The organism is Streptomyces sp. NPDC047043 (genome assembly GCF_040644055.1).
In the GTDB taxonomy this organism is placed as follows: Bacteria; Actinomycetota; Actinomycetes; order Streptomycetales; family Streptomycetaceae; genus Streptomyces.
Map to the genome: position 1 here is coordinate 99,281 of NZ_JBEYVO010000038.1, position 16,395 is coordinate 115,675.

Genomic DNA, 16,395 nt, shown 5'->3' on the forward strand with positions numbered 1-16,395 from the left:
GTCGTTCTCCGTTCGTGAGCATCCGGGGACGGCCCCGCGGGTCAGAGCATCCAGGAGTACTCGTTGAACTCCCAGTCGGTGACAGCCTGTTCGAAGCGAGTGATCTCCTGGCGCTTGAGCTCCGTGAAGACCTGGACGAACCGCTCGCCGAGCGCCTTGCCCAGCGCCTTGTCCTGTTCCAGGGCCGTCAGCGCCTCGCGGAACGAGGACGGCAGCGGGGCTCCCTCGTCGCCTCGGTCGCCGGTGATGGCCGGGGGCGGCAGGAGGTCGCGTTCGACACCGTCGAGCCCGGCCGCCAGCAGGGCCGCGATCGTCAGGTAGGGGTTGCCCGCGCCGTCGCCGATGCGGACCTCGATCCGGGCGCCCGCGCCGCGCTCGGGCGGGATCCGGGCGTAGGCGAGCCGGTTGTCGTAGCCCCAATTGGCGGCGGTGGGGGCGAGCGAACCGGCGGCGGCGAGGCGTTTGTAGGCGTTGACGGTCGGGTTGAGCACGGCCATCAGCGCCGGGGCGTGTTCGAGCAGTCCGGCCAGGAAGGACCTGGCGAGCGCCGAGAGCCCGTCCTCGGCGCTGTCGTCGGCGAAGAGGTTGCGGCCCTGGTCGTCGGTGAGCGAGAGATGGACGTGGTGGCCGCTGCCCGAGCGGTCGGCGAAGGGCTTGCCCATGAAGGTGGCGCGCATCCCGTGGCGGGCGGCGATCTCCTTCACCGCGTATTTGAACAGGAAGGCCCGGTCGGCGGCGGCCAGCGCCGGGCCGTGCGACTGGTTGATCTCGTACTGCCCGCCGCTGAACTCCTGGATGCCGGCCTGGACACCGAGGCCGAGGGCGCGACACTCCCGGATGAGCAGCGGGAGCATGTCGTCCGGGTCGTAGGCGGTCCCGACGACATAGCCCGCGGTGTCCCGCTCCAGGTACCTGCGCCAGCCGTACGGTGCCTCGGGGTCCGCCCGCAGGAGGTAGAACTCCAGCTCGGGAGCGGCCACGGGGTGCAGCCCGCGGGCCGTCAGACGGTCGATCTGGCCGCGCAGCAGTGAGCGCGGATCGAAGCGCAGCGGGGCCCCGTGGGCGGCCGGGTCGGTGACCTCGGCGAGCAGGTAGGCGACCCCGGGCGCGTAGCCGGGCAGGGCCAGGGTGTCGGGGTCGATACGGGCGTCCGCGTCGGGCCAGCCGCTGCTCGCGGACTCGGGCACGTGCAGGGGGTTGCCCGCCAGGTCGGTGACCATGAGGGCCTGGCAGAAGGCGACGCCGTGGTCGGCGAACCGGGGGAGTTCGTCGGTCGGGATCTCCTTGCCGCGCGCCACTCCGTGCAGGTCGCTCCAGAGGACGCGGACCAGGTCGATGTCGCGGCCGGCGAGTTCGGCGGCGAGTTGCCTGAGCCGGTCGGCGGCGGAGGGGGACGTGTGGTCGGACACCGGGGGCCTCCGGTTCAGCCAGAAGTCATTTGAAGTCAAACAATATGGCGGGTGTGGCGTCTCCGCAACCATGCTGCGCCCCGGGAGCCGTGGCGCGCACCGCGAAGCGCGCGGCGCGTCGGGAGATCGCGTCCCCCGACGCGCCGTGCGAACCGGTGGAGGACCGGTCAGAACATGGTGTTGTCGTTGGCCGAGGTCTCCGGCACGGACTGGGTGACGTCCCAGTGCTCGACGATCTTGCCGTTCTTGAACCGGAAGATGTCCACGACCGCGCTGCCGAGGTCGGTCGGCGTGGTGGTCTCGTGCGTGTGGACGAAGACCAGGTCGCCCTCCGCCGCGACCCGCTTCACGTCTTCCTTGAGCTGCGGGAACTGCTGGGTGTAGTCGGTCACCGCGGAGACGAACGCCGCCTTGCCGTCGGCGAAGTTCGGGTTGTGCTGGGTGTACGTGGCTCCGATGTAACGGTCCGCGGCCTCCTGGGGCTTCTTCTTGTTGAACGCCAGGTCGATGAAGGCCAGCGCCACCCGCTTGTTGCACTCGGTGGTCGACTGCGCCGACGTGGCCTTCGCGCTCCGGTGGTCCGTGGAGGCGGAACCCTGGGTGGCGAACGCGGTGCCGCCGAGCGCGAGCGTGGCGGCGGCGAGGCCGGCTACGAGGGTGGTCTTCCTGTTCATCGTGTCGTCTCCTCTGTGTGGGGGTCGAGAACGCCCGGGGTCGGGGCGTCCACGTCTGTGTCAGGGCTGCCGCAGGTGCACGGAAGGGCCGGGAAGCGCCGTACGGAGAAACCCGTCCACCAGGCCATGGGCCCGCCGTCGGGACTCCTCGCGCCGGGCGCCGGTCTCTGTGAGCAGCCGGCCGGGGTCGATGCCGTACCCCTCGGCCTGGCGTGCGCCGCCCAGGTCGAGCCACTGGCTCAGGGTCTCCTCGGTCAGTTCCGGGTGGAACTGCACCCCGAGTGCGCGCCCGGTCCGGAAGGCCTGGGGGCCGACCGGGCTGCGGGCCAGCTCCACGGCGCCGGGTGGCACGGCGAAGCGGTCGATGTGCCACTGGAACCAGGGGCCTTGCGGCAGCAGGTCCGGGGCGTCGGAGTCGACGGTCATCCAGCCGATCTCCGGACGCGGCGCACGCTCGACGCCCCCGCCCAGCGCGGTCGCCAGGGCCTGGGCTCCGAAGCAGATCCCGAGCACCGGCAGGTCCCGCGCGTGCGCCCGGCGCAGCAGTTCCAGCTCGCCGTCGATCCAGGTGCCGACGGTGGGCCGGTCGTAGACGGACCAGGGCGCGCCGAGCGCCAGGATCAGGTCGTACTCCTCTGGCGCCGGGAAGTCGAACTCGACGGCCGGGTCGTGCTGCCGCTCGGCGGGTACGACGATGCGTTCGTCGAGGGTGAAGCCGTGCTGGACCAGTCGGTCACCCACGGGCCCGGACAGTGAGGCGTGATCGTGCCGCAGGACAAGGGCCCGCATGTCGGGTCTCTCCTTCTGGTCGCCGCACCTCGTGCGCACGGGCCCTTCGCGTCGCCCGCCCGGCCCTGGCAGTGCACTCCCCGGAGGCCGCCCCGGGTGCACCTGTGTGCCGGGCTCCGGGGCCGGTCGGCGGGGTGAGGCCGGACTGTCTCGCGGACGGGACCGGCCGGTCCCGTCGAGGGGCCGCCTCGCCGGGCGCGCGACGGTCAAGTTATTCGGGGTCAAACAATAGGATGGGGCGGCTGTCACGGCAAGTTGGTTGCGGATTCGTCAATCTCTGCCCCCGACCCCTTGTCGGCGGGCCTCGGCATCCATATTGTACGGACCCAAACGATGGGCTGGTCCGCCTGGCCCCGTCCCCGTCCCGCGCCTCGCCCTCCGTGCAGGCGCGCCTTCCCGGATGGAGCGATCCATGTCGCACCAGACCGCACCACCCAGCACCGGCTCCGAGGCCCCCGCGCCCTCCGGCACGCTGTCCCTGACCGATGTGGTGGCCCAGTCCGTCGGGTTCATGGGCCCCGTGTTCTCCGTCTCCGTACTGCTCCCGATGCTGGTGGGCATCACCACCGCCACCGGTAACGGAGCGGGCGCCGCCGCCCCCTTCTCGGTGCTGCTCGGCACCATCGGCATGCTCGCCATCGGCTGGATCGTCGCCACCTACGCCCGCCGCATCCGGGCCGCCGGCTCCCTGTACAACTACGTCACCGAGGGACTCGGTGCCCGCCTCGGCGCGGCGGCCGGATACGTCTACTACGCCGGTGTCCTCGTCCTCGGCGCCGGTATCGCCGTGCTGATCGGCGGCACGGTATACGACGACCTCAAGGCCGAGTTCGGCTTCGACGCCATACCCGTGTGGGTCTGGCAGCTGGCCTTCCTCGCTCTGGTGACCGCTATCGTGCACATCGGCGTACAGATCTCCGTCAAGGTCCAGCTGGCGCTCGCCCTGATCTCCATGGGCGTCCTCGCGGTGTTCTTCGTCTACCTGATCGTCAAGGTGGGCGGCGACAACAGCCTCACCGCCTTCAAGCCGTCCAGCTCCGCACAGGGCTGGAGCGGGATCGCCTTCTCGGTCATCTACGGCGTCCTGCTCTTCACCGGGTTCGAGTCCGCCGCCAACCTCGCCGAGGAGACCGCCGACCCCAAGCGGTCCGTCCCCCGGGCGGTCATGATCTCGCTGATCGCCTCCGCTGTGTTCTTCCTGCTCGGCTGCTACGCCCAGATCGCCGGGTTCCACTTCAGCGTCGACGCGGTCGCCAAGAACGCCGGGGCCCCGCTCGTCGCCCTCGCGTCGCCGGGCGCCTTCGGCACCACCTGGGTCGCCCGTCTGGTCGAGCTGGTCATCCTGCTCGACATGCTGGCCGTGTACATCGGCGTCTCGGTGGCCGTCACCCGCGGTGTGCTGACCATGGCCAAGGACGGCTGGCTGCCCAAGCCCCTGACCCGGGTCAGCGCACGCCGCGGCACCCCCGTCGGCGGCACGGCGGTCGTGGCCGTCGTCTACCTCCTCACCCTCCTGGTCAGCCAGGCCTTCCCCGAGGGCGTGGCGGTCCCGGGCCTGCCCGACTACTTCGGCTGGTACGCCTGGCTGTCCGCCTTCGGCATCTTCTGCCTCGCCGCGATCTACCTCGCCATGTGCCTGGGCGCACCGCGCGGACTCAAGGGGCACGCGGGCCCGGCCCAGACGTGGATCGCCACCGTCGTCGGCCTGGTGATCACCGGAGGCGCGCTCTTCGGCGCCGTCTACAAGGTGCCCTCGCCGTCGATCTACGCGGCCTACGCCGCGATCGGGCTGGTTGTGGTCGCCGTCGTCGGAGGGTTCGCGGTCAGGACCCGTACGGCGGAGGTGCGGTGACCGTGCGATCGGAACCGGTGTATCTGGTCGCGGGGGCGAGCAGCGGCATCGGTGCCGCCGTCGCCCACCGGGCCGCGGCCGCCGGGGCCCGCGTCGCCGTCTGCGGACGGCGGCGCGAGCCGCTCGACAAGGTGGCGGACGGCTGCGGCGGCACCGCGTACGTCGCCGACGTCACCGTCCGCGGCGAGGTCGAGGACCTGGTCGCCGCCGTCGTGCGCGAGTACGGCCGGCTCGACGGGGTCGTCGCCAACGCCGGCATCATGCGCCCCGGCGGCGTCGCCGACCTCTCCGACGAGGACTGGGACGCCACCCTGCGCACCAACCTCACCTCCGTGTTCCTCCTCGCCCGCGCCGCCCTGCCCGAACTCACCAGCTCCCGGGGCGCGTTCGTCACCGTCGGTTCCATCGCGGGGCTTCGCGCCCCGTCCGGGATGGCCGCATACGCCGCCTCCAAGGCCGGCGCGGCCATGCTGACGGCGTCGATCGCCACCGAGTTCGGCCCGCTCGGCGTCCGCGCCAACACCGTCTGCCCGGGCTGGACACGCACGGAGATGGCCGACCAGGAGATGCGCGAGTTCGGCGAACCCCTCGGCCTCGGCATCGACGCGTCGTACGACGCCGTCACGGCCCTGGTGCCGCAGCGCCGCCCCGCCCTGGCCGAGGAGATCGCCGACGCCGTGCTCTGGCTGCTCGGCCCCGGCGCGTCGTACGTCAACGGCACCACCCTCACCGTGGACGGCGGCACCACCATGGTCGACCCGGGGGCCGTCCCCTTCGACTTCTCCCTCGCCCCCCGTCAGAACGAGGACTGACAGTGGACCTTCACCTCAAGGGCCGCACGGCTCTGGTCACCGGCGGTGGCAGCGGCATCGGGCGGGCCACCGTCACCGCCCTTCTCGCCGAGGGCGTCACCGTGACCGTGCTCGACCTGGCGCCGCCCCCACCCGGCCTTCCCGACGGCGTGCGCTGGCACACCGGAGACGTCACCGATGAGGAGTCGCTCGCCGAGGCGGTGCGCGCCTGCGGCGGCCCTGACATCGCGGTGGGCTGCGCCGGCGTCTCCGGTCCCATGGGCAAGTCACCGGCGGACATCACCCATGCCGAGTTCACGCGGACGATCGAGGTCAACCTCACCGGCCAGTTCCTCCTGGCGAAACACGCGTCGGCCGCCATGCGGGCGAGGGGCGGCGGCGCGATCGTCTTCGTCGCCTCGGACTCGGGATTCGTGGCCGCGCCCGGCATGGTGCCGTACTGCGCCTCCAAGGGCGGTGTCCTGATGCTGGCCAAGGCCCTCGCCACCGACCTGGAGCCGGACGGTGTACGGGTCAACTGCGTGGCCCCCAGCATCGTCGACACCCCGATGTCCCGCACCGACCTCGGTCTGACCGAGGCCGGGTTCGAGGGCCAGCCCTACCCCGTGCACCGGGCCGAGGAGATAGCCGCGGCCATCTGCTACCTCGTTTCCGACCTGGCACGTGGCGTCAACGGCACTGCCCAGGTCATGGACTTCGGGGCACTGGCCCGCTCGGCGTTCCCGGCGTGACCCGGAACAGATCGCTCAGGCTCCGTACATGGCCTTGAGCTGGAGCGACAGGATGAGCCTGATGTCCGGGTCCGTCAGGTCGACGCCCATCGTCTGTTCGATCTTGCCGAGGCGGTAGCGCAGCGTGTTCGTATGCACGTGGAGCCGCTCGGCGGCGGTGCGGACGTTGCCCTGGTGCTCCAGCCAGGCATGGAGCGTCGGGACGTAGTCAGTACCGTGGGCCGTGTCCTGGCTCCGTAGCCGCCACAGCGGGGTCGCGGTCTCCAGATCGGCCACCACGGTCGGGTCGAGGAGCCGCAGCAGGGCGGCACGCGCCCAGCAGTCCACGAAGTCGAGCGGAGGCCCGGGGCTCACGGCGAGGCGGGCGACGGCGAGGGCCCGTTCGGCCTCCTTGCGTGAGCGCGGCAGTTCGTCCCGGTGCTGGGCGGCCGAGCCGATCCCGGCGTGAATGGGCAGCCGCCCCTGAGGGCCGTCGTCGAGCAGGTCCCGCACCCAGGAGCCGACGACGGCCCGGGTCGGCTCGCGGGAGCCGGTCACGGTGAGGACGAGATACCAGAGATTCGACAACTGGCCCGCGTGCACGGTCATCCCGGCGGCCCGCGGCATCAGTGCGAGCCCGTGTTCGAGACGGGAGCGGGTGACAGCGCGATCCGAGGCGTCGCTGGGGGCGACGGCCAGCGCCGCCACCCAGTGGGTTCCGTGGGGCAGGTCGATCGTGTCGGCCGAACCCGTCACGGCGGGACCGCCGTGCAGGAGGACGGCGAGTTGCTCCATCTCGACGTGACGGGTGCGGTGTTCCTCGGTACGGCGGCGCATCAGATGGGCCGCCGCGCGGTGGCCGATCCGAGTGAAGGCCGCGACCCGCTCCTGGTCGGCACCTTCGACCACCGCCCACATCGATCCCAGGGCGAAACCACCCACGCGCAGGCCCATTCCGAGCCGCCCTGCGGCGCCCGGCACCACGTCACGTACGGTCACCGCGGTGTTGCCGCGCCCGATCGCCTGCCGGATGCCGCGTTCCGTCAGCGCGCGGGTGAACTCGGCCGGGGCACGGCGGTTGAGGAGTGTCTGGGCCCGCACCGTGTCGCCTCCGGCCTGGTCCCGGGAGTAGGCGAGCAGCCAGCCCTGGGCGTCCTCGACGGTCACCGGCCCCCCGATCGCGTCGGCGGCGAGGTCGGCCAGTTCGAAGAGGTCGTGGGCCGGCCCCGCGGACGCGCCCGACACCTCGTCCGACTCGGTGGCGTGCCCCGCGATCTCCCCCTGCAGCAGCGCCACCGTCTGCAGCCAGTCGACGCCGTCGTCGAGCAGCAGGACTCCGCAGCCGTGCTCGGCCGCGGCCCCGAGGAGTTCGGCGTCGTTGCGGTCGGGGCACTTCGCGGCCACCGCCGCCACGACGCCGGCCAGCCGACGCAGCAGCCCGGTTACCGCCGCCACGTCCTCCACCCCGATGGCGAGGACGATCTCACCGCGTCCGGGCCCCTGGACGGAACCCGACTCGTGGACCCGCACCCCGGTGACCGGAAGCGATGGTTCGGGCAGGAGCACCGCGCGCAGCACGCCGGCACCCAGCGCCGCCGTGAGCGCTTCCAGGGTGGGGCTCGGTCCGTACGCTGAACCCTCTGTCATCACGCCTCTCAGATCGCGGTCATGCCACCGTCGGCGACGACGGCCGAACCGGTCATGAAAGTGGACAGGTCGGAGGCGAGGAACAGCGCGACCGAGGCGATCTCGTCGGGTCGGCCCTCCCGTCCGATGGGCTGCCAGGAGGGCAGGGTGTCGCGGACCGCCTCGATGCCGCCCATCCGTTCCGCGTGGGCGAGATTGATGGGTGTGTCGACCCACCCGGGGCAGATGCAGTTGCACCGCACACTCGCGGAGGCGAAGTCCCGTGCCACGGCCTTGGTCAGCATCAGGACGCCTCCCTTGCTCGCCGTGTACCCCGCCAGCACGGGCTCGGCGACGAGGCTGTTGACCGAGCCCATATTGATGATCGAGCCCCCGCCCGCCCGCAGCAGCGCGGGGACCGCGTATTTGCAGCCGAGGAAGACCCCGCGGAGGTTGACGGCGAGCATCCGGTCGAAGTCCTCGACCGTGGTGTCCAGCACGGTGCCGGGGATGGAAAGCGCCGCGTTGTTGACCATGGTGGTCAGGCGCCCCCAGGTCTCCTCGGCCGCGCCGACCGCGGTGGCCATGTCGCCGGGGTCGGAGACGTCGGCACGCATCGGCAGGACCGCCCCCGGGGCATCGCACAGCTCGGCGGTACGCCGTACGCCCGGCTCGTCGATGTCCGCGGCGAGCACCTTGGCCCCGGCCGCCACGAAGGCACGCGTCACCGACCGGCCGATACCGCTGGCGGCGCCCGTGACGACCGCCACCTTGCCGTCGAGGGAGATCACGGCCTGCCTCCTGCAGTGCGCCACCGTTCGGACTGTCGCACCGACTCGGCCGTGGTTTGTTGGTAGATCGTCCAATGACACAGGAAGGAGGACACCCGAGCATTGTGACATCTCGCGTGGCGAATGCGCAGATCGGAGCGGACTGGCCGCCGCGCCGCCGCCACGGGCCCCGGCCGGACGGCATCGGCTGTTGTCCGATCGGACGAACCGGCTGCGCCGGCCCACTCCTGTGTCCCTGAGGCGCGCCGTCCGACCTCGAACCGTCGCCTCCTCTGCCCTGAAAGAGAGCCCCAGCCCATGGTGACCTCTCCCCATACCACCGCTCCCGCGTCCACCGGCCGAGTGGTGGACAAGGTCTGCATCGTGACCGGCGCCGGATCCGGCATCGGCAGGGCCATCGCCCACCGCCTCGCCGAGGAGGGCGGGCTGGTCCTGTGCGCCGACGTCGGTGCCGGGACGGCCGAGACGACCGCGCGCGAGATCAGGGAGGCGGGCGGGACGGCCGAGGGGCGGGTTGTCGACGTCTCGTCCAGCACCGAGACGGACGCGATGGTCGCGGCCGCGGTGGAACTGTGGGGAAGGGTGGACGTCCTGGTCAACAACGCCGGCGTCAACCTGCCCGGACTGTTGCACGAGGTCCCCGACGACATCATCGACAGGACCCTCGACGTCAACGTCAAGGGACAGCTCTACGGCTGCCGGGCAGTGATCCCGCACATGCTGGTCCAGGGCGGCGGATCGATCGTCAACATCTCCAGCGTGAACGGCCTTGTGAGTGAGCCCTTCCTCACGGTCTACTCCGCCTCCAAGGGCGCGAGCGTGATGCTGACCAAGGGCGTGGCCCTGGACTATGTGAAGCAGGGCATCCGCTGCAACGTCATCTGTCCCGGCTGGGTCGACACCCCGATCAACCACGCCCACGCCGAACTCCTCGGCGGCCTCGACCACGTCTACGACACCATCGACTCCTTCCAGCCCATCGGGCGCCCCGGCCACCCGCGCGAGATCGCCAACGTCGCGCTCTTCCTCGCCTCCGACGAGGCCAGCTTCATGACCGGCAGCGTCGTCACCGTCGACGGCGGCATGACCTCCCAGTAGCCCCACGCCCTCCCCGCACGGCGTTAGCAGCGCGACAACCCGAACGAAGGGGTCCTCCCGATGACCACCGACAAGACGAGAGCAAGACCCTCCGCCTCGACCGACGACGAAGCCCGTCTCCACGAACTGGGCTACGCCCAGGAGCTGGAGCGCAGCATGTCGGCGTTCTCCAACTTCGCCGTCTCCTTCACCATCATCTGCATCCTCTCCGGCTGTATGACCCTGTACGGCTTCGGCATGAACACCGGCGGCCCGGCCGTCATGGTGTGGGGCTGGCCGATCGTCGGTCTGTTCACCCTCACCGTGGGCCTGGGCATGGCGGAGGTCTGCTCCAGCTATCCCACGGCCGGCGGCCTCTACTACTGGGCGGCCAAGCTCGCCAGGACCAACGGCCCCGCCTGGGCCTGGTTCACCGGCTGGTTCAACTTCCTCGGCCAGGTCGCCGTCACCGCCGGCATCGACTTCGGCCTCGCCCAGTTCCTCAACGCCTTCCTGGACCTCCAGTTCGGCTTCGCCGCCACCCCCGGCCACACCGTCCTGCTGTTCGGCATCACCCTTCTCGTCCACGCGCTCCTGAACGTCCGTGGCGTGAAGGTCGTCGCCCTGCTCAACAACATCAGCGTGTGGTGGCAGGTCATCGGCGTGGCGATCGTCGTCCTGGCCCTGGTCGTCTTCCCGGGCAAGCACCAGTCCGCGAGCTTCGTCTTCGGTCACTTCGTCAACAACACCGGCTGGGGCTCGGGCCTCTACGTCTCCCTCCTGGGCCTGCTGCTCGCCCAGTACACCCTGACCGGCTTCGACGCCTCCGCGCACATGACGGAGGAGACGCATGACGCGGCGCGCTCCGGACCCCGCGGCATCGTCAACTCGATCCTGGTCTCCCTGGTCGCCGGCTGGATCCTGCTGATCGGTGTCACCTTCGCCATCCAGAGCTACAGCGGCGCGCTCGGCAGCGACACCGGCGTACCCCCGGTCCAGATCTTCCTCGACGCGCTCGGGGCCACCGGCGGCAAGCTGCTCCTGCTGATCGTCATCGGCGCCCAGTTCTTCTGCGGCATGTCGTCGGTGACCGCCAACTCCCGCATGATCTACGCCTTCTCGCGCGACGGCGCCCTCCCGGGCTCCAGGATCTGGCACCGGATCAGCGACCACACCCGTACGCCCACCAACGCGGTCTGGCTCGCCTCCGGTGGTGCCTTCCTGCTGGGCCTGCCGTACCTGATCAACCCGACCGCGTACGCGGCCGTGACGTCGATCGCGGTGATCGGTCTTTTCATCGCCTACGTCATCCCGATCTATCTGCGGCTGCGGCAGGGCGACGATTTCGTCGCCGGGCCCTGGCAGTTGGGTCGGTGGAGCAAGCCGGTCGCCGTCACGGCCGTGGTCTGGGTGGTGTTCGTGACCGTCCTTTTCATGCTCCCGCAGGTCAGCCCTGTCACCGCCACCAGCTTCAACTACGCGCCGGTCGCCGTGGTGGTCGTGCTGGGCTTCGCCGGCGCATGGTGGGGGCTGTCCGCCCGCAAGTGGTTCAGCGGGCCCAAGGTCCAGGGCAGCGCGGACGAACTCGCCGCCATCGAAAGGGACTTGACGGGCGGCTGATCCCGTTTCGTCGCCGAGGCGCCGGGCCACTCCCCCGAGGGTGGCCCGGCGCCTCGGCGATGCCGGACGAAGGCGTCCGCAGCAGGAGGGGCGTGCGAAGACCGTGCATCAGGTGTATCGCGCGCAGGGCCGACCCGGCACCGCGTCCGCACCCCTCACAGCAGCGCGCCGCGCGCCATGGGCGCCCCCGGGACGCCGGTGCCGACGCGCAACAGGCGGCCCGTCATCTCGCCCTCGTCGTCCTCCAGGAACTCCACCACGTACAGGGACTCCCCGTCGAAGGTCAGGTTCATGGGACGGTCGTTCTCCCCGAGCGGCAGCGACCGCACCGAGCTTCCGTCGGCGGCCACCACGTCGAGGGTGGAGGAGCCGAAGGAGGTGATCCAGAGGCTGCCGTCCGTCGCGCAGCGGATGCCGTGCGGGATGTGCCCGTGAGGCAGCTGGGCGACGGTCTCGACGGTGCCGTCCGGCCGCCGGCGCCGTACCCGGTCGAGATACGCCTCGGTCCACACGATCGAGCCGTCCGCCTCCGCGGCGATCCCGGCCGGGAAGCTGACCCCGGTGTCGACGACGGTCCGGGCGGTGCCGTCGGGGTCGACGGCGATGATCCGGCCGTTGCCGCTGCGCTCCTCGCGCAGGTCCTCGTCCCACTCCCAGATGTGCGAGTCGGCGACCCAGAGCCGTCCGTCGGCTCCCCAGGCCAGGTCGTGCGGTGCGACGAGCGGTACGCCCTGCACCTCGGTGAGCAGCGTCTCCGCCTCCTCGGCGCCGAGTCGCAGCCGTTGCACACAGGGCTCGACGGCGTCGTCGGCGACCCAGAAGTCACCGATCCGGCCGCCCGTGTGGGCCAGGTAGGCGGCTCCGTCGGTGCCGATGGCGACGGCGATGGGCCCGGAGGTGGTCTTGCCGAGGCTGTGCGTTCCGGTCTCGGGGGACCAGCCGACGAGCCGGCCGGTGTGGGTGTCGACACTGACGAACCGGCCGTCGGGCAGCAGGTCGCCGCCCTGCGGCATACCGCCGAAGTCGGCTTCCAGCACGTCGATCGTGAGCGGGGTGGACATGGTGTCGCTCTCCTGGTGTTCGTGGCCGTTCGTGGTCCGTCAGGTGCCGGAGGGGTCCAGCGCGCCACGCAGGACGGGCGCTCCGGCGGTCCGGCAGGCCGTCCGCCTCAGCTGTCCGGGGCGGTAGCCGTACGGGGTCTCGTGGGCGGTGAGGCCGAAGTCGACGACGTACAACTCCCCGTCGCCGAACGCGAAGTTGATGGGGACACCGCCGAGGACGACCTCGCGCAGCGGGGTGCCGTCCCGGGCGATCACGTCGATGCCGCCCGCCTCGAAGTTGGCGATCCAGAGGTTGCCGTCCGCGTCCGCCTTGACCGCCTCCGGGGTGTGGCCCTCGGGCAGGGTGGTGATGTGCTCGGTGCGTCCGCCGGGCAGCAGGCGGCACACCCGGCGGGTGTAGGACTCGACCCACACCACACCGCCGTCGCTCTCGGCCAGCACGCCGTTGGGGAAGGTGGGCCCGAGCTCCAGGACGACCTCGGCACCGTGGTCCGGGCGGACCGCGTACAGGTATCCCGGATCGGAGCGCAGGTCGGGGTCCCAGTGGCCCGAGTCGGTGACGTACAGCCGCCCGTCGGGGGCCCAGGCCAGCGAGTTGGGCGCGGTGAACGCCAGCCCGTCGGCCTCGGTCACGAGCACCTCGGAACGGGTGCCGTCAGGGCTCACCCGCTGCAGCGAGGGCGGCACCGAGCGGGGAGCGAGCCGCCCCTCCCCGTCGTGGCCGCTCTGGGTGACGTACAGGTGGCCGTCGCTGCCGAAGAGGCAGCCGTACGGACGGCCGCCGGGCACCGCGAAGGTGGCGAGCAGACCGTCGGGGTAGCGCACGCAGATCCGGCCGCTGTCGGTCTCGGCGAACAACACCCCGCCGTCCGGGAGGAGTTCGGGAGTCTCCGGGTGGCCGAGCAGGTCGGCGAGGATCTCGGTGTCGTCGGTCACAGTGCCACCGCCAGCAATCGTCCCACCATCTGTGCCGTGTCGTCCGGGGCGGAGTCGTCGTAAGGGCCGAGGTCCGTGACGTACAGGGTGCCGTCCGCGAGGACGGAGTTGAGCGGCAGACCCCCGGTGTGCACGAAGTCGGTCTGTCGGCCGTGCCGGTCCAGGACCACGATCCCCCCGGCGAACAGCCCGGCGACCCACAGGGTGCCGTCGGGGCCGGTCTTCAGGGACTCGGGCAACTGCTCCTCCGGCAGGGTGCACAGCACCTCCGGTTCGCCGCCGGGCGGCAGCCGCAGGATGCGGTGGGTGTAGCACTCGGCCCAGAGCAGCGAGCCGTCGTCGGCCACCGCGATGCCGCTCGGGAAGGTGTGCCCGGTGTTCAGCACCGTGCGGACACCGCCGTCGGGGGCCACGGCGATCAGCCGGCCCGGATCGGGGCGGGTCTCGGGCGCCCAGGTGCCGGAGTCCGTGAAGTACAACGTGCCGTCGCGTCCGAGGGCGAGATCGTGCGGGGCGAGGAGAGGCACACCGTCCGCCTCGGTCGCCACGGTCTCGGAGGTGTACGACCCCGGGGCCAGCCGGAGCACGGCCGGCGGACGCTGGTCCGGGGACCGCCACGGACCGGCCTGGCCCCCGTTCTGGGTGACGTACAGGGAGCCGTCCGGCGCCGCGAGCACCGCGTTCGGGCCGCCGCCGGTCTCCGCGAGCGTGGTCACACCGTCGCCCGCGCGAAACCGGGCCACCCGGCCCCGGTAGGTCTCGGCGAAGACCACCGAGCCGTCGGCGAGTACGTCCGGACCCTGCGGATGGCCGAGCCCCTCGGCGAGCACGACGGGAGTGGCCACGGTCACGCCAGCCACAGGTCGGCGTAGCGGTACAGGGCCAGACCGGACACATCGGGCTTGAGCCCGCCGAGCCGGTTGCTGTGGCCGTCGAAGGCGTCGTAGAACCCGGCGATGATGTAGCCGCCCCGGTCGTACTGGATCTTCTGCATCCGGTGGGCCAGTTCCTTCTGCTTCGCGGTGTCCGTCTCGGAGACCGCCTGCCGGTAGAGCGCGTCGAACTCCGGGTCCTTGAAGTGCGTGTAGTTCGTCGTCGACGTCGGAGCGTCGCTCGACTGGCAGGTGTAGAAGTAGTTCGCCGGGGTCGTCAGGTTGGGGGAGAACAGCCAGTTGCCGTAGTTCGGGCCGTAGAACGTGGCCTGGTCGACCTTGTCGACGGTGACCGTCACCCCGGCCCGCTTCGCCTGCTCGGCGAAGGCCTGCGACAGGCTGACGATGCCCGCGCCCAGGTCGGCGGTGGTCAGCGTGACCTTCAGGTTCTCCGCGCCCGCCTGCTTCAGCAGGTACTTCGCCTGGGCGACGTCCTGCTCGCGCTGCGGGAGCGAGGAGTCGTACAGCGGGTCGGACGGCGCGTAGAGGTCGTTGGCGATGCGGGCGTGCCCGAGGAAGGACGCCTCGTTGAGCGCCTTGCGGTCGACGAGCAGCCGGAACGCCTGGCGTACCCGGGGGTCGTCGAAGGGCGCCTTGTCGGTCCGCATCTGCAGGGGCACGAAGCTGTTGGTCTGCTGGTGCAGCAGGCTGACCCCGGCCCTGCCCTGGAGCTGTGGGAGCAGCGAGAACTCGATGGTGTCCGCGCCCATCACCTGGCCCGACAGCAGCGCGTTGACCCGGCTGGACTCGTCGGCGAAGTCGATGATCGTCAGGGAGTCCAGGTACGGCTTGCCGTGCTGCCAGTAGTTCTCGTGACGGGTGAAGGTGGTCTGCCGGCCCGGTTCGAAACTCTTCAGCTTGAACGGGCCGGTGCCGACCGGCTTCGCCGGGTCGTAGCCGACCGGGATGATCGGGATGAAGGTCGACAGGATCTCGGGAAGATTCGTCAGGCCCGACTTCAGTTTCAGCCGGACGGTGAGTTCGTCGACCTTCCTGCTGTTCGCCAGGTCCAGGTCCGAAAGGGAACCCGCGTAGGCAGCGGCAGTCTTCGGGTCCAGCAGGGTGGTGAACGAGTGGAGCACGTCCTCGGCCGTGAGTTTCTTCCCGTTGTGGAACTCGACACCGGACTTCAGCCGGATCGTCCATTCGTCCGCGGCCTTGTTGACGGAGTACTCGTCGACGAGCTTCTTCTGAATGGTGTAGTCAGCCGACGGGAACCACAGGGTTTCGTACATCGCGCAGAAACGGCCGAAGTCCGAGGCGGAGTTGATCACGAAGGCGCTGAGGCTGTCCTTCGAGCTCCCGCCGGAAATGCCGTGCACGAAGGTCCCGCCCCGCTTGGGGGCGCCGGTCGGTCCGGCGGAGCCGGATCCTCCCGTACCCGTGTTCGCTCCGCCGGCGCAGGCGGACAGAAGCCCGCCGCTCAGCAGTGCCGCACCCCCCAGCGCCCCGGTCCGGAGCACTCCGCGTCTACTCAGTTCCATCGAGCCCTCCACGGCTTCAGGGACACCGGTTGCTTTGCCCAATGATCGCCGTGCGACGGTCGTACGGTCTTGTCCAGCCGCGCACAGTCCTTGTCCGTCACGTCATGGAGTCCCAAGAGGCCGATGCTTTCCCGCGTCGGCGTGTTCGAATCGAACGGAGACGACGGAAAGGAACACCCGGCACATGGGAACTGACATGGACATCGACGCCGTACGCGAGGTGATCGGGAAATACGTGGCGGGAGTATCCGCCTCCGATCCGGAACTCGTCGGATCGGCCTTTCGTCCCGACGCGCACATGTGGGGATATCTGGGGGAGGAACTGGTCACCGTTCCCATCGGGCGATTCCTCGACGTCGTCGCCGGAAGTCCCGATCCCGCGCTCTGGCTCGACGGCTACACGCACACCGTCCGGTCCGTGGAGATCACCGGGAACGTGGCGGCGGCGGTCCTGGAGGAGACCGGATACCTCGGATCCGACTTCACCAACTACTTCACCCTGGTCCGGGAGAAGGGCGAGTGGGCCATCGCCAGCAAGACCTTCTTCCTGACCGGTGGGCAGACACCACCCGCTCCCTGACCGCAACGGCGTGGGGCCGGGTACGGACTCCGTACCCGGCCC

At 70.8% G+C, this 16,395-nt stretch carries 15 protein-coding genes; 6 read left to right on the forward strand and 9 right to left on the reverse strand.

The window, feature by feature from the left end; translation table 11 throughout:
- Nucleotides 1–41: 41 nt before the first annotated feature.
- From ABZ880_RS44355 to ABZ880_RS44365, 3 genes are all read right to left on the reverse strand, one after another.
- A complete protein-coding gene (locus ABZ880_RS44355) occupies nucleotides 42–1,409 on the reverse strand; it encodes a glutamine synthetase family protein (RefSeq protein WP_361276015.1) in 1,368 nt (455 codons plus the stop codon).
- Nucleotides 1,410–1,576: 167 nt separating this feature from the next.
- A complete protein-coding gene (locus ABZ880_RS44360; protein ID WP_361276019.1) occupies nucleotides 1,577–2,083 on the reverse strand; it encodes a nuclear transport factor 2 family protein in 507 nt (168 codons plus the stop codon).
- Nucleotides 2,084–2,143: 60 nt separating this feature from the next.
- Nucleotides 2,144–2,872, reverse strand: a complete 729-nt coding sequence (locus ABZ880_RS44365) for a type 1 glutamine amidotransferase (RefSeq protein WP_361276022.1) — start codon at nucleotides 2,870–2,872, stop codon at nucleotides 2,144–2,146.
- Between the two features lie 412 nt (nucleotides 2,873–3,284).
- On the opposite strand from ABZ880_RS44365, the gene ABZ880_RS44370 reads away from it, so the two are divergent.
- Genes ABZ880_RS44370 through ABZ880_RS44380 form a run of 3 tightly spaced genes read left to right on the forward strand, consistent with a single transcriptional unit; the run spans nucleotide 3,285 to nucleotide 6,267 of the window.
- Nucleotides 3,285–4,724, forward strand: a complete 1,440-nt coding sequence (locus tag ABZ880_RS44370; protein WP_361276025.1) for an APC family permease — start codon at nucleotides 3,285–3,287, stop codon at nucleotides 4,722–4,724.
- Nucleotides 4,721–5,536: an SDR family oxidoreductase gene (locus ABZ880_RS44375; RefSeq protein WP_361276028.1), complete on the forward strand. Its 816-nt coding sequence runs from the start codon at nucleotides 4,721–4,723 to the stop codon at nucleotides 5,534–5,536. The genes ABZ880_RS44370 and ABZ880_RS44375 overlap by 4 nt, the downstream gene beginning before the upstream one ends.
- Nucleotides 5,537–5,538: 2 nt before the next feature.
- Nucleotides 5,539–6,267, forward strand: coding sequence for an SDR family oxidoreductase (locus tag ABZ880_RS44380; RefSeq protein ID WP_361276031.1), 729 nt, complete (start codon nucleotides 5,539–5,541; stop codon nucleotides 6,265–6,267).
- A 15-nt stretch (nucleotides 6,268–6,282) separates the two neighbouring features.
- Here ABZ880_RS44380 and ABZ880_RS44385 read toward each other — a convergent pair whose 3' ends face one another.
- A complete protein-coding gene (locus ABZ880_RS44385) occupies nucleotides 6,283–7,893 on the reverse strand; it encodes a helix-turn-helix domain-containing protein (protein ID WP_361276034.1) in 1,611 nt (536 codons plus the stop codon).
- 8 nt (nucleotides 7,894–7,901) lie between these two features.
- A complete protein-coding gene (locus ABZ880_RS44390) occupies nucleotides 7,902–8,663 on the reverse strand; it encodes an SDR family oxidoreductase (RefSeq protein ID WP_361276036.1) in 762 nt (253 codons plus the stop codon).
- A 297-nt stretch (nucleotides 8,664–8,960) separates the two neighbouring features.
- Between ABZ880_RS44390 and ABZ880_RS44395 the strand changes: the two genes are divergently transcribed.
- Together ABZ880_RS44395 and ABZ880_RS44400 are read left to right on the forward strand one after the other, a co-directional pair.
- On the forward strand, nucleotides 8,961–9,761 hold the full coding sequence (locus tag ABZ880_RS44395) for a glucose 1-dehydrogenase (protein ID WP_361276039.1): 801 nt from the start codon (nucleotides 8,961–8,963) through the stop codon (nucleotides 9,759–9,761).
- A gap of 60 nt (nucleotides 9,762–9,821) precedes the next feature.
- Nucleotides 9,822–11,360, forward strand: a complete 1,539-nt coding sequence (locus tag ABZ880_RS44400) for an amino acid permease (protein WP_361276041.1) — start codon at nucleotides 9,822–9,824, stop codon at nucleotides 11,358–11,360.
- A 155-nt stretch (nucleotides 11,361–11,515) separates the two neighbouring features.
- Here the strand turns inward: ABZ880_RS44400 and ABZ880_RS44405 are convergent, their stop codons facing one another.
- From ABZ880_RS44405 to ABZ880_RS44420, 4 genes are read right to left on the reverse strand one after another with little or no spacing between them, the layout of a single operon-like run.
- A complete protein-coding gene (locus ABZ880_RS44405; RefSeq protein ID WP_361276044.1) occupies nucleotides 11,516–12,421 on the reverse strand; it encodes an SMP-30/gluconolactonase/LRE family protein in 906 nt (301 codons plus the stop codon).
- Between the two features lie 39 nt (nucleotides 12,422–12,460).
- Nucleotides 12,461–13,357, reverse strand: coding sequence for an SMP-30/gluconolactonase/LRE family protein (locus ABZ880_RS44410; protein ID WP_361276046.1), 897 nt, complete (start codon nucleotides 13,355–13,357; stop codon nucleotides 12,461–12,463).
- Nucleotides 13,354–14,208 (reverse strand): SMP-30/gluconolactonase/LRE family protein, encoded by an 855-nt coding sequence (locus ABZ880_RS44415; protein WP_361276048.1) that lies wholly within the window; start codon nucleotides 14,206–14,208, stop codon nucleotides 13,354–13,356. The genes ABZ880_RS44410 and ABZ880_RS44415 overlap by 4 nt, the downstream gene beginning before the upstream one ends.
- Nucleotides 14,205–15,773 carry an ABC transporter substrate-binding protein gene (locus tag ABZ880_RS44420; RefSeq protein WP_361276050.1) on the reverse strand — a complete coding sequence of 523 codons (1,569 nt, stop codon included), beginning with the start codon at nucleotides 15,771–15,773 and terminating at the stop codon, nucleotides 14,205–14,207. Before ABZ880_RS44420 ends, ABZ880_RS44415 begins: the two co-directional genes overlap by 4 nt.
- Nucleotides 15,774–15,957: 184 nt before the next feature.
- Here ABZ880_RS44420 and ABZ880_RS44425 point away from each other — a divergent pair, with 184 nt between their 5' ends.
- Complete coding sequence (locus tag ABZ880_RS44425) at nucleotides 15,958–16,353, forward strand: nuclear transport factor 2 family protein (RefSeq protein WP_361276054.1); 396 nt, start codon at nucleotides 15,958–15,960, stop codon at nucleotides 16,351–16,353.
- Nucleotides 16,354–16,395: the final 42 nt, after the last annotated feature.

What these genes read in the sequence shown, in the direction of transcription:
- ABZ880_RS44425 (WP_361276054.1), top strand. Translation starts at nt 15,958, where the DNA reads ATGGGAACTGACATGGACATCGACGCCGTACGCGAGGTGATCGGGAAA.
- ABZ880_RS44385 (WP_361276034.1), bottom strand. Translation starts at nt 7,893, where the DNA reads ATGACAGAGGGTTCAGCGTACGGACCGAGCCCCACCCTGGAAGCGCTC.
- ABZ880_RS44420 (WP_361276050.1), bottom strand. Translation starts at nt 15,773, where the DNA reads ATGGAACTGAGTAGACGCGGAGTGCTCCGGACCGGGGCGCTGGGGGGT.
- ABZ880_RS44365 (WP_361276022.1), bottom strand. Translation starts at nt 2,872, where the DNA reads ATGCGGGCCCTTGTCCTGCGGCACGATCACGCCTCACTGTCCGGGCCC.
- ABZ880_RS44370 (WP_361276025.1), top strand. Translation starts at nt 3,285, where the DNA reads ATGTCGCACCAGACCGCACCACCCAGCACCGGCTCCGAGGCCCCCGCG.
- ABZ880_RS44360 (WP_361276019.1), bottom strand. Translation starts at nt 2,083, where the DNA reads ATGAACAGGAAGACCACCCTCGTAGCCGGCCTCGCCGCCGCCACGCTC.
- ABZ880_RS44405 (WP_361276044.1), bottom strand. Translation starts at nt 12,421, where the DNA reads ATGTCCACCCCGCTCACGATCGACGTGCTGGAAGCCGACTTCGGCGGT.
- ABZ880_RS44400 (WP_361276041.1), top strand. Translation starts at nt 9,822, where the DNA reads ATGACCACCGACAAGACGAGAGCAAGACCCTCCGCCTCGACCGACGAC.
- ABZ880_RS44395 (WP_361276039.1), top strand. Translation starts at nt 8,961, where the DNA reads ATGGTGACCTCTCCCCATACCACCGCTCCCGCGTCCACCGGCCGAGTG.